The 13,236-nt window shown below is 42.2% G+C and carries 11 protein-coding genes; 5 read left to right on the top strand and 6 right to left on the bottom strand.

The features are described 5' to 3' along the window. Positions 1-96: 96 nt before the first annotated feature. The 5 genes from EWV60_RS10895 to EWV60_RS10875 form a co-directional block, all read right to left on the bottom strand. The gene (locus EWV60_RS10895; protein ID WP_069474269.1) at positions 97-555 is read right to left on the bottom strand and encodes a hypothetical protein; all 459 of its coding nucleotides are present in this window, start codon (positions 553-555) and stop codon (positions 97-99) included. Between the two features lie 123 nt (positions 556-678). Further along, positions 679-1,959 carry a hypothetical protein gene (locus tag EWV60_RS10890; protein ID WP_287232263.1) on the bottom strand — a complete coding sequence of 427 codons (1,281 nt, stop codon included), beginning with the start codon at positions 1,957-1,959 and terminating at the stop codon, positions 679-681. Positions 1,960-2,138: 179 nt separating this feature from the next. Continuing rightward, on the bottom strand, positions 2,139-3,563 hold the full coding sequence (locus tag EWV60_RS10885) for a phosphatidylinositol-specific phospholipase C domain-containing protein (RefSeq protein ID WP_287232262.1): 1,425 nt from the start codon (positions 3,561-3,563) through the stop codon (positions 2,139-2,141). 179 nt (positions 3,564-3,742) lie between these two features. Continuing rightward, positions 3,743-4,783 carry a lipase family protein gene (locus EWV60_RS10880; RefSeq protein ID WP_287232261.1) on the bottom strand — a complete coding sequence of 347 codons (1,041 nt, stop codon included), beginning with the start codon at positions 4,781-4,783 and terminating at the stop codon, positions 3,743-3,745. Positions 4,784-5,009: 226 nt separating this feature from the next. Then, positions 5,010-5,795 carry a chitinase gene (locus EWV60_RS10875; RefSeq protein WP_193979561.1) on the bottom strand — a complete coding sequence of 262 codons (786 nt, stop codon included), beginning with the start codon at positions 5,793-5,795 and terminating at the stop codon, positions 5,010-5,012. Between the two features lie 535 nt (positions 5,796-6,330). Here EWV60_RS10875 and EWV60_RS10870 point away from each other — a divergent pair. The 3 genes from EWV60_RS10870 (at position 6,331) to EWV60_RS10860 (ending at position 10,641) form a co-directional block, all read left to right on the top strand. Next, positions 6,331-8,706, top strand: coding sequence for a glycogen debranching protein (locus EWV60_RS10870; protein ID WP_287232260.1), 2,376 nt, complete (start codon positions 6,331-6,333; stop codon positions 8,704-8,706). A 79-nt stretch (positions 8,707-8,785) separates the two neighbouring features. Continuing rightward, a complete protein-coding gene (locus EWV60_RS10865) occupies positions 8,786-9,436 on the top strand; it encodes a TVP38/TMEM64 family protein (protein WP_002747821.1) in 651 nt (216 codons plus the stop codon). A 197-nt stretch (positions 9,437-9,633) separates the two neighbouring features. Continuing rightward, positions 9,634-10,641, top strand: coding sequence for a DnaJ C-terminal domain-containing protein (locus EWV60_RS10860; protein ID WP_024968946.1), 1,008 nt, complete (start codon positions 9,634-9,636; stop codon positions 10,639-10,641). 201 nt (positions 10,642-10,842) lie between these two features. On the opposite strand, the gene EWV60_RS10855 is transcribed toward EWV60_RS10860, so the two are convergent. Further along, on the bottom strand, positions 10,843-11,187 hold the full coding sequence (locus EWV60_RS10855) for a hypothetical protein (protein ID WP_002756080.1): 345 nt from the start codon (positions 11,185-11,187) through the stop codon (positions 10,843-10,845). A gap of 355 nt (positions 11,188-11,542) precedes the next feature. Here EWV60_RS10855 and EWV60_RS10850 point away from each other — a divergent pair, with 355 nt between their 5' ends. After that, entirely contained in the window at positions 11,543-11,977 is a 435-nt protein-coding gene (locus EWV60_RS10850) for a hypothetical protein (protein ID WP_287232259.1), read from the top strand. Positions 11,978-12,114: 137 nt separating this feature from the next. Then, the coding region (locus tag EWV60_RS10845) for an NB-ARC domain-containing protein (RefSeq protein WP_287232258.1) at positions 12,115-13,236 on the top strand (1,122 nt) is incomplete at its 3' end.

Here is a 13,236-nt window from a genome sequence, read left to right as displayed (position 1 = left end):
TTTATTAGTCTTGAGCTAGGCGATCGCTTAATATCTCGACTTCCACTGGATGAATAGGCCAATTCAAGTTGATAGTTAGCGAATCCGCTTTAATGGTTAGTCTTGATAGACATTCATAGTATGTAGCCAAATGGTATCCGTATCCGCGTTTTCTTGTGTACTACCTAACAGAATTTCAAAATAGGAACGACTATTATAGACATGACGAAGGATGTTACAACGTTCGCTGTCTTCAATTACATCAAAACCCGCCGTTTTATTGGGGATTAAAGTAATCGACTGCATCCCATTATCAGCGGCAAAGCAGAGATGAATATCTAAGGGACTTCCCACCCAAGAGGGATCATCAAAACCCAAGACAGAAAACAATCTAGCATTGGCAACCACTAGAGGTATATTGTAGGGTTTAAACTCAAAAGGAATAGCTCCCATATCGGCTTCACCCCGTCTGTCTCCGACAAAATCGCAGGGAAAGTTATTAAAATTCCATAAAAAAGATCCATCCTCATCTTTGACGGTGATGGTATAGCTTTCTTTGCATCGGTATAAAACCATAAATTGATGACCTCCTTGAATATTTGATTAAGTTTTGTTGATTCAAGAGATTGTTAGGTTGGTTGAGGAAAGTTTGTTTTTTTTTCTCACACCAACCAACTGGTACTATAGCGTCCTATTCGCTTAATAACCCGTTTTGGAATCGATTGCCGCAGCATCAATACCTGCAACTGCCCAACCGACAGCAACGGGATCCTCTGTCACCACGCCAAAAACCAACGCGGCGGCGGAAACAAGATCACTGATCCAGGTATGCCCAACACCGCTAGTCACCTTATTTGGTACTAACATTCCATTCTCAGGAATATTTGATTCTGGATTATAAGCTGCCAAGGTACTTAGGAAAACACCACATGAACCAGTTGCACACATATAATTCAGATTGGCATCAGCAATGATCGCCCAAGGGGACCCTGAGATGGTTTGATACTGTTGGGCGGCATTGCCCACCGTATTACTCTTGACATCAACAACCCAGATACTGCCCATAGAGGAATTAGAGGGGTTGGACGGAGCCGTGGCAATAAAGATTGCTCCCTCTGGATAATTTCCCGGATCTGCATTACCGGCGTTTGGTGAGTAGGCCAAAGATAAAATGACCTGTCCACTGGGTACTGTCCAAATAGGACTTAACGAGGCATTGAAACCACTATAGGGCTGATAGTGTAAACCGCCAGCCGGGGTTGCCCAGTAAATGCCATTTGGTCCTTTACAAACGTCAGTTGCAGTACATCCGCCGTGATAACCGTAAAGGATAGGAGTTGAAGATGGGTTCTGAGCATTGAAGATAACCCCCGTAGCTTCTTTCACACCGCCGAGTAACAGACAATCGTAATTAGTTAGCGTGTTCGCAGGGAAAAAGGTCAGAGATACGGACGCTCCAGACGCTCCATCTTCGTTATAAGATGTGTTTGAACCCACATAAGACAAGCTCGGCACGCCGTTAGACCAAGTGACTGAATACCAGTAGAGGTTGCCATTAGACGCTGCCACGTAAAGAAGGCTTTCGGGGAAATAATAGAAAAGTCCGGCAATTGGCGCATCGGGTTGTTTTTCCGAAGCGATCTGAGTCGTGACATTACTACTTGTGAAGTGGCTGCCTCCAGTAGCGGGATTAATGCTATTAAGCCAAATATTCTCGTCTTCAGATCCGTAAACAAAATAGTAAGGTGGTGAATAGTCAGTGTTGCTGTAATCAAGCAGAAACTCAATAGCAGTGGTACTGGCACCATTATTATCAAGATTACTCACCCCCCCTAAAGTATAACTTGGTGGGGTTAGATTCGGTGAAAATTGCCCAACCGAGATCCCACTTTGGTAAGCAGCGACGACAAAAGTATAGTTCTGATATTCACCAGCAGGAATAGTGATTGCCGAAATACATTGAGTGTAGGGAAAAGACATGATTATCTCCTTTTGAGTTGAAGTTAAAGAGAATTACTTGAGAGGTCAGAAGTAAATAATTTAATTATTTTCCCTTTCTTTCCCTCCCCATTTAGAGTCGTGCCGATTCCCACTGCCGACTGTATCAGAGATTTAGGATAACTAGGCTCAATTAGGGGCGATCGCCTATCTAATGGCAGTTACCATAGGGGTAAGTTATTTGCCCGTCGATACCCTTTTAAAATGTTTAAAGGGACTCCATTAATGAGAGCAGAAAAATTATTGACAGTGGTTTCTAGTTGTCCGGTGCTAGTATTGACGCGATTCCACCAATCAGTGGCAATAATGTTAGATTTGATGCCATTTAAACCAGCGAAAAAGCTAGAGAGTTCTTTAGGCACATTAGCTGGTACTCCATAAGCACCTTCATAATTATACTGAGCCATTAATGACCAGAGAAAATTATTAGGTTGGTTGATAGCGTCAATTTGTTGTTGTAAATAACTCTGCACGTCTGACCAAAGAGTTACACTTGTACCACACCAATATTGTTTAATAGAACTGCTCCAAAAGGGTGTATTTTGTGCTAACCAATCAGACATACTATCAGGAAATTCGAGAGAACCAACTACAACTCGGCCAGTAGTTTGCCAAAGGTCTTTTAAGGGTTGAGAAATACCAGAGGGCGGAATTAATTTATCCTGTCCAATAGTGTTGATAATCAGATTAGATAAATCTTGATAGGTTTGGCTTGTCCAATTTCCCTCAAAATCATGTAAGTCAAGAATAACAAATTCTTGGGGATTATCAGCTAAAAATTGCGTTACTTGATTGAGAAAATCTACTAAAGTCAGGGGGAGAGCAAAACTCCCGTGACACATAACAAATTGATTATCCCCTGAGCCACTACTAAGCATTAACCTGAGATCAAGGGCACGAATACCTTGACTAAGTTGCTGATTGATGTTTTGGTATTGAGTTTGTACCCACGTTTGGCTAATACTACCAGCGCAATAAGTTGAGGCATCGTGAGTGCCTGGCAGGGTTAACTCATTGAGACAAAGGTTTTGAATACAAGGGGCAAATAATTCCATCCAATTATTAGCCCAGTGTAATACGGAAGGACGTAACACACTTTGATCATCTGCTAATCCGCCACTGCCATAATCAGGGGTTGGATAGGAACTAATTGGGTTTTGGGTATTACTAGGGAAATAACCAAGGGCGATCGTTACTACTCCATCATGAATCCATCCTACAGCAGATGTATTAGTAGTATCTGGAGTAGGATAAACAAAAAGACCATTGGGAATATTTTGCCATTCAACTAAAACCCCATAACCTGCTTCTGAGGGGACAGGCGTTGATAGTCCGTGAACTCCACTCTTTTTAGCACTAATTGTAAAGTTAAAGTTACTTACCTCCTCAAGGGTATATTCAACATCACCCGCATCATCTATACTGTCATGACCTACTGTTTCTTTAAACTCAGCATAAAATTGAGTAAAGGAATTAGGACTAATCTGAGAAGATGGATCCCACTCCATCTGGTAACTGTGGGATTTTACTTGATTGATGTTATATGGCGTAGCGTTGACAATTTGTATGTGAAATCCAGCACCCATAATAATTTTCTCCTTGATGAAGATGAGTATTGTTGACTTTTTAAAGTCGTTAATTGAGTTACAGTTAAAGATAATTACTTGAGAGGTCAGAAGTGAATAATTTAAATATTAGCCCTTTCTGTTCCTCCCCATTTACAGTCGTGCCGATTCCCACTGCCGACTGTTTAGCGATAGAATAATTAGCTTAACTTAGTGGCAATATCATCTAAATCTTGCTCTGTTAGCGTGAGAGAATCAGCCACATTTTCCGTCAGCGGCCAGTCAATTTCCAGAAGATTGAAATAAGCTTGAATGTGCTGAAAATAGGCTTCTTGCAGAAATTGCTTCAGGGGAGTTGTTTGCGGTTGAGAAAAAACGCCACATTCACCTTTCATGGCAAAAGTGCTGGGATTTAAGGCGAGATAATTACAGTTTTTTACTTTTTGAATTTGACTATCAACTAATAGTGCAATTCTCGAAGATTTAGGAATATTACAAGATTGATACAGGGTAGGAATCTGCTGTAATTGCTGAATATTCCAAGCATGGGGAACAATATCCAAACTATTCCAGAGTCGGCTGCTTTGATTGAGACCTGGCTCCGTATTTCCGTAGTAATCAGAAAAGGTTTGATCCCCTGGGGTTGCTCCGGCAGAAAATTGGGTATTGACGGTGATTTGTTTACCGGTAGGGTTCCAAGTTGCTTGATTTTCGTACAGCCATAATGCCATTACTGGAGATAATGCACCACCTAAACTATGGCCGGTGGTAATGATTTCGATCGGTTGGTCAGATTGGCTGGGAATTTCCTGGGTCAAAAATTCTAACAGAGAGCGGTTAGAAGCATCTTTCAGGTTTTGCAGAATAGTAATTCCGGTGTTTGTTCCTTCCGAAATTTTTCCGCGTTCGGGGAATTGCGTTGACCAGGAAACCATGTTATGGGTAGCAGCATCCTCCTGTAACCAGTCAAAAACTGATTTCGGATTCGTAGCAGCGATCGCAACTACATATTGAGGGTTATTGGTTTCGGCATTTTCTCCCTTCGCCACATACATAATATTATCCCAGTTCTGATTTTTAGGATCATGATAATAAATAACAGGACCCCAAAGAATTGTCCATTGACCAATTTTTGCTTGAACCGTAGGATTGGCTAAATCTGTAATAACTTTCTCGCTATTACTGATATTAGCGAACATAGAAAGACAGAAAAGCGTTTGTTGTTGATCGTAAGTAGGCATTGAAATTTTCTCCCTCCGATTGTGAATTGATTAGGCGTATCTTAGACAAATCCAGGTAATTGAGTCACCAGAAAATTGTTAATGGTTTGGTCACAAAACAAATTTCACAAAAAAGGGATGACCGCTCTTTTTAACTTGATTAAGTTGACCCCAACTTACCCCATCATTAGAGGTGTAAAAATTAGCACCAGAACAGCTATTGGCGGAAAATGTAGGACAAGCATTGCTAAACAGGAAAAACTTTGATCGCTTTTTCGTAGTAAGCTTGACGATCAGCTAGTCCGTTAAGACCACCATTGACTCGTCGGGTGATTTCTTCCACTGTTGCACCGCGATCACAAAGAGCATTCATGTTATTGTTATGCCACCAAAAACCGCCACTGGTAAAAGGATAGGTGGTACTAACATAGTCAACTCCATCCATCACTTTCGGATCATGAATATAATTCGCAAAAGCTTGATAGTTACTGCGTCCCGTTAGTTGAATAACGCCTGCTCCCTTATATTTGGGACCATCTCCTGGATAAATATTTCCTAGGTCTTTCCGTCCGTTATACTCCTCACCGCTACCGAGTTCTTTCATCCATTTCAAGCCACCACTTTCATGGGCAGTTTGGCTTAAAAAATGACACATTCGCGGGTGAGTGTTAATTTCAAAGCGATTTAAGCAAGAATTGAGATCTGCTAATTGTCCATCGCTAATGACATTACCATAGATAGATTCGGCTTGAGCTTTGGAGATTAAATTATTACCCCCCGGTAATTCTTTAAGTTCTAGTAAAAATTTTGCCGAAGATGCTCCCAAGGTATCCAATTCGCCTTCTTTGATTTTTTGTTTGAATTGCTCAAAGGCTTGTTTTGTTTGGGGTCCATAAATGCCATCAACACCATGAGCAGCAAGTAATCCGAGAACTTGCAAACGGGTCTGAACTTCTCGGCAAAGTTCCGAGTCTCCAGCTAAGGAATCAATGGGTTTAACGAGGTTTTGTTGAATGATGTCTTCTAATTTCATGGTATTTATTTCCCGGTTCAGATTTTCCGATGGTGATCGCTGAGTTAATCAAGACTAAAAAACTAAGATAGTTGAGCATCCATTGTATCTAAATCCTGATCAGATAGGGTTAGAGTATCAGATAAATTGTTAGTCAGTGACCCCTCAATATTGGGGAACAATGTCTAAACTATTCTATAATTGGCTGGAAAGATTGAGTCCTGGCTCTGTCGTTTCATAGTAATTAGCCAAGTCTTGATCGCCAAGGGTTGCACCGGCAGAAAATTGCGTATAAACCTTGACTTGTTTGCCTTTTGGATTCCAGCTTGTCTGATTCTCATAATTAGATAGAGGATTGTCGGGAGGAGCAACTTTATGAGATGCTTAAGTTCTGCAGCTAAAAGTTATGCCTATGTCAGCCCCCCATCCTCAACCATTTGAGTAACTAAGTCAATGGATTAAGCCCAGAAACGTTGAATTTCGTCATAAAAATTTACATTCAAGAGCATACTAAATCTATACTTTAGACAGTCATAATCTGAGATTTATTAAACTTATGAAATCGGAGAGTGAGATCGGTCAAAATCATCCCCAATCTGGTAATTATGCCCCCCTAGATAGCCATCTTTGGGCCGATGCCACCTATCCCCTCGGAGCGCATTATCGGGGCGATAGCGTCACCTTTGCCGTCTATTCTAAAAATGCCAGTCAGATTCTTCTGGAAATCTACGATCGCCCGACGGGAGAAAACGCTAAGTATGATTACTGGTTGACAAAAAACCCCAATGATGATATATGGCGGGCAAAAATCGCCGGTATTGGCCACGGCAGTTACTATGCTTTTCGCTGTTGGGGTTCCAATTGGCAATTTGATCAAAAATGGCAAAGAGGTCACAGTAACGCCGGTTTTCAGGCAGATGTGGACGATTTCGGCCATCGTTTTAACCCCAATAAAGTCCTCTTCGATCCCTACGCGCGAGAACTTTCCCACGACCTTGAAACCCCGGCCATGATCGCGGCCGGAGAAAATGCTGGAATCTATGCCACGGGAGAAGGGGACTACAAAGGAGTGATCCGGCGGCAATACGATACGGGTAAATGGTCGCCCAAAGGCATTGTGATCGCGCCGGATGGGACTTCTACCGGTACTCGTCCCCGTCTGGGGTCCGAAAAAGCGATCATTTACGAGGCCCATGTGCGCGGTTTAAGTCATCACCCCTCCGCTAGTCGTTTGGAAGATATTCTCAAGGGAATTACGGGTTTTGAGGAAGTGGCCAACGTTCCCGACCAGTACAGAGGAACTTATGCGGGGGCCGGCTATATGGCCAAATATCTGAAAGCGCTGGGATTTACCACGATCGAACTCTTACCGGTCCAGGAAACCGCTAACGATAATAACCCCGACGATCGCCCCGGCGGTAACTATTGGGGTTACATGACCTTTGGTTATTTCGCTCCCGATCGCCGTTATGCTTATGATCGCTCCCCCGGGGGACCCACCAGAGAGTTTAAGGCCATGGTCAAAGCTTTCCACGACCAAGGTATGGAAGTTTATCTCGATGTGGTCTATAATCACACCGGAGAAGGGGGCAATTGGGGCAGCAACGATGTCACCGGATTTGTTAGTTTTGGTGGTTTTGATGTGGTGGAATACTATCAACTCACCGACGAACATTATCTAGTCGATGGGGCCACTGGCTGCGGAAATCAATTAAACTTTTCCCATATTGTCACCTGTAATCTGGTTCTTGATTCCCTCACCTATTGGTTAGAAACCATGGGAGTTGATGGTTTTCGTTTTGATCTGGCCCCCGTCCTCGGTCGAACTCCTTCTAGTCATGAACGAGAAGATTGGCACAAGCAAAAACAATTCTTTCCTAAACATCCTTTGTTAGAAAAGATCGAGCAATTAGGCAAGAAATATGATGCCGAAATGATCGCCGAAGCTTGGGATATCTGGGGTTACGAAGTAGGTAATTTCCCAACGGGTTGGGGCGAGTGGAATGGCCGTTATCGCGATGCAATCCGGCGTTTTTGCAAGGGAGATGGTAATACTTTTAAATTCATCGAACAGGTGAACGGAGATTATCACAATTTTCATGACCAAGGCGGACCACACAAATCGATCAGTTTTATTGTTGCCCACGATGGTTTTACCCTGATGGATTTGGTCAGTTATAACAATAAAAATAACCTCAATCCCTGGCCTTTTGGTCCTTCCGATGGCGGCAATAATAATAACGATTCTTGGGATTCTGGCGGTAATCAGGCCTTACGTCGCCAAAGATTACGCAACTTTTGGACGATTCAATTTTTATCTCGCGGTGTTCCCATGACTGTCTGGGGTGATGAATTTGGCCGCAGCCAAAATGGTAATAATAATCCCTACAATATTGATAGTCTGGCCACTTGGAATAATTATGATATGATTGCCACCCGTTCACCCCATCTACTGCCCACCGGTTATCGGGAAGCTTATCACAATAATTTTGGCACGGGAACTAATCAAGAAGAACGCAATCCTTTATTTATTTTTGCCGCTTATATTGCTCACTTAAGAAACAATCATATAGCACTCAAACAGCGCCGCTATGGCGATATGGTTCTCAATGCGGGCAATAGTGTCACCTATTTATTTAAAAAACCCGATGGGGTTAGCGATTTAACTGCCCATGCTCGCTCTATTTGGTTTTTAATTGATGGTAGTGCCGTCGGTGATCACGATTTTTTGGTGTTAATTAATATGTATCATCTGCCGGTGGATTTTCGTCTTCCCTCCCCAGGCAATAATTATCGTTGGGTAAGAATTATTGACACGGCAGCTTGGGCAGAAACCAATTATAATTGTTGGTCTGTGGAGCAAGGAGCAGTAATTGCCGATCGCTATAAAGTCAATGGTTTTTCGATCGTGGTTCTCGAGGAGATTAACTGAATTTTTGGCAATAGGGAAATATAAACCCCTATTGCATCTTATGTTTTATAACCCGCACTTAGCCCAAAATTACCGTTAAATGTCTAAAACTAAAAGTAGTGTTATTATCCTAACCATAATTTGTATTATCGCCACAGCGATGGGAGTTTATCTAATCGGTGGTATCGACTCCCAACAATTACAGATCTGGTTAAAACAAATGGGAATTATGGCCCCCATTTTGTATATTATTGTCTATACGATCGGGACAATTTTAATCCTACCTTCTACCCCCTTAAACCTCAGTGGTGGCGCGATCTTTGGGGTAGTTATGGGAACAGTTTGGACAACGATCGCCGCTTTGGTGGCCGCTATAGTTGCCTTTGCTTTTACCCGTACTATTGGCCGGGAATATACCGCCAAAAAATTTCAGGGAAAATGGCAAGCGATCGATGCAGAAATGCAGCAAGGCGGCCTATTTTATATGTTTGCTATCCGTCTATTACCGATTATTCCCTACGGTATCGTTAACTTTGTTGCGGGATTAACTTCTATCCGTTTTCGCGATTATTTCATCGGTACTTTATTAGGCACTGTCCCCGGAATTTTACCCTTTGTCATGATGGGTGCGGGTTTAAAATCTTTGGGAAAAGGCGATATACTGCCCCTAATGGTGGCTTTTACCCTCATTGCTCTGTTAGTAGGTGTGGGAACTTGGTATCGTCGTCGTCGGCAATTTCCCTTTCAGTGATCAGTTATCAGTTATCAGATTGGAGTTTTAAGTAGATAGTGTTAAGTGAAAACTTTGGCACTTTATTTTCACTGATCACCGGTTACTGGTTACTGTTCACCGATCACTGATCACTGATTCAAGCCTGACAACGATAAAATTAAGTTAGATTAGGAGTATCCCGACTGAATCCCCATTGCTAAGGAGATAGCGTATCGATGCCTGCCGCAGATTATAAAGATTATTATGCCGTTCTGGGAGTAGGTAAAACTGCCAGCGCTGAAGAAATTAAAAAAGCTTTTCGCAAATTAGCTGTCAAATATCACCCCGATCGCAATCCTAACAATAAAAGCGCCGAAGAACGTTTTAAAGAAATTAGCGAAGCTTACGAAGTCCTCTCCGATAGCGAAAAACGCCAAAAATACGATCAATTTGGACAATATTGGCAACAGGCCGAGCGATCGAATTGGCCAGGTGGTAATGGGGGGGTTGACTTTGGTTCCGACGGTTTTGACTTTAGCCAGTACAGCACCTTTGATGATTTTATCAATGAACTGCTCGGTCGCATGGGGCGCTCCGGCGGTACTCGCCCCAGTTCCCATTCCTACGGGACTCCGGGGAGAGGATTTGGCGATTTTAGCAATTTTAACGACTTTGCCGGCGCTCGTACTCCACCGCAATCCGTCACTTCTGGTGTCTCCACCGCTAAACTGCGTCTGAGTTTTGGGGAAGCTTTACGAGGAGTACAAAAACGGGTTAATTTAGCCGGAGAAATGATCGATATCAAAATCCCCCCAGGAACCAAAACCGGTAATCGTCTCCGGGTACGGGGTAAAGGACTAATCGATCCCTTGAGTAAACAACGGGGAGATCTATTTCTCGATGTGGAATTAGAACCCCATCCTTTCTTTACTTTTGAAGGCGATAATTTAACCTGTGAAGTGCCGATTACTCCCGATGAGGCAGTTTTAGGCACAGCAATCGAAGTTCCTACCCCCGATGGCATGGTGACGGTAAAAGTTCCCGCCGGTATTCGTTCCAGTCAATCCCTGCGCTTACGCGGCAAAGGTTGGATCGATAATAAAGGACAACGCGGCGATCAATTAGTCAAAATTGTCATCGATACTCCCAAAGAATTAACGGCGATCGAACGGGAATTATACGAGAAAATTAAATCTCAGCGTACCACCGATCCCCGTCGTCATCTCAGACAGGTGCAAATTTAAGTCCCTAGCTAGGGTTTGCCAAAACAGTTTTTCTTGGTGCTGATTACTGTCTCTGGGGTTTATAAGTGGTTAGGTGTTAACTCGTCAGTTCCCCCCCTTATCAAGGGGGGATTAAGGGGGGATCGGCACCCCCCTTATCAAGGGGGGATTAAGGGGGGATCGGCACCCCCCTTATCAAGGGGGGATTAAGGGGGGATCGATCTAGAATTTAACCTTACTAGCCAACCAATTAGTAATTAATTTGGGGCTATTTTTCTTCACCCAATAGAGAGCATAAATTCTGAATATAGGCTTAGAAAAACGAGCGATCGCTTTCATAATAAAATTTAAGTAACGACTATGAAACTTTTTATTAATTAAATTTAACGAACCCACATCGTAAAGACAGTCGATGATAATCCTAAAAGTCGTTTCCTCTCTTTGGAATAAACTATCTATTAACAATAGCACTTCCTGAATCCGTTGCTGTTTAAGCTGTTCCTCTTCGGAAACAGCCGAGAGAATCTGCTGCTGCTTAGATAATTTACTATCCGATGGGGTTAACATGATATGGTAGGGAAAAAATTAACTTGTTTTGATTTTATCCCTATTTGCCGATTTTGCAAGACCAACCCCCCCATCTATCCCCGTTTTTACAATAACACGGATATTTCCTCTCCCATGCCGTCTTGACTGTGATTGCTGTGATTGTGTCATGGACTGTGACTGATTAAGAAAAATAGGGCAGAATAAAATTATGAAAGCTAAAATGAGGACTGAATCATGAATGATACCTTAACCACAAGTTTACTTTAGCAGTACGGGAATTTACCTGAAGCAATCTCTAAAATCCCTATATTGTGGCAAAAAATCAAAACCCAATAATATAATAAACTCAACCCTCATCACCCCGATTTTATCTATGGATCCTCTTACAGGAGCAGCGATCGCAGTTGGTTCGATTATTGCCACTAAAGCGTTAGAGAAAACCGGTGAAAAAGTGGGAGAGAAAGTTTGGGAACAAACAGGAAAATTTCTCACTTCCCTGAAACAAGTTTCTCCAGATACTGTCACCGCAATTGAAAAAGCACCCGAACAGCCTTTAGATTATGGACAGGCAATTCTAGAGGTGGAATCTGTTGCTAAAACCAGTCCCGAATTAAGCCAAATTATAACCGATTTGGTTGACATTGTAGAATCCGAACCTTTACCTAATTTAAAGGATATTCTTAACAATATTGCTAAGGGTTTGCAATCTCAATCCTCTGGACAAAAAACCCATATCAAAACCATTGAAAAAATTGTTAATTTTTCTCAAAGGGACATTAATATTAATGAACAAAATATCACCATGTAATGTCTTGGGTGCGTGCAATACACCCCGACGGAACCGAAAAAAATGCCATTGTAGGGGCGAATTGCGTTCGCCCTTCCCCTTTTGATGTGTTAATATTGTATGATTAAACATTTTTATCACAGCATTATGTTAACAATATGGATCAAAAAATAGTCAATTATGCTCAAGGCAATATCAATATTGACAAGCAAAATATTTATAATTATCCGCCTAACCAAGAGCCTCCTCAACCCAATCCTCACAATTTATCTAATAGTAATATCCCTAGATTTGTTGGTAGGGATCAGGAATTAATTGACTTAAAAAAGCAATTACAACAATCCCAAAAGCTTGCTATATCTACCTTAACGGGAATGGGAGGCATAGGTAAAACCGAACTAGCCAGATGGTTTGGCTGGCAAGAATGGCGAGAAAAAGCCTATCCCGGGGGTATATGTTGGTTAAATGTGGCAGAAAGTGACGGCGGTTTTATCGGTACTTCTATTTTAGATTTTGCGCGGGTACATCTCAAATTAACTTTACCAGATGAGGGAGAATTAGACGTAAAAATTCGTTATTGTTGGCAAAATTGGTTAGCGGGAAATGTCTTAATTATTTTTGATGATGTGCGGGATTATCAGCAAATTAGGGATTATTTACCACCGCAAGAAGACAAACGCTTTCAGGTTTTAATTACCACTCGCAAGGAATATTTATCAGCGACAATTGCGACTTTTCGGGTAGAAGTATTAAAAGAAAAAGATGCACTTGATTTATTGCGTTCCTACCTTAAAGACAACAGAATTGACACACAAATCGAGGCAGCTAAATTATTATGTCAGGATTTAGGTTATTTACCCTTGGCGTTAGAATTGGTGGCAAGGCTGCTGGTACGACGACAGGATTGGAAAATTAGCAAAATACGGCAGAAATTAGCCGAAAAAGGCTTAGATGAGCCAATCTTAGCCAAAAATCCCAAGTTTCATGGGGAAATGACTGCGGAAAGAGGGTTAAAAGCTGCCTTTAATCTCAGTTGGGAGGAGTTGCATAGCGAACCAGAAGCCCAAATTTTGGCACTTTATCTCAGTTTATTCGCTCTTGCGCCCTTTCCCAAGGGGATGATTCTGGATTTATTTCCCGATGAGGATGGGGATACAGTGGAGGAATGGTTAACCGATAGTTTAGTTCACCTGAGTTTAGTTCAGGATAATCGTGATGGTTGGTATGAAATTCATCCCCTGTTGCGTCGCTACTTTCGGGATAAGTTAGAAGCATCACCC

It is taken from the genome of Microcystis sp. Msp_OC_L_20101000_S702 (assembly GCF_007095705.1).
In the GTDB taxonomy this organism is placed as follows: domain Bacteria; phylum Cyanobacteriota; class Cyanobacteriia; order Cyanobacteriales; family Microcystaceae; genus Microcystis; species Microcystis ichthyoblabe_A.
The sequence above is the reverse complement of the archived record's forward strand: the minus strand, read 5'-3'. Positions and strand labels throughout refer to the sequence as shown.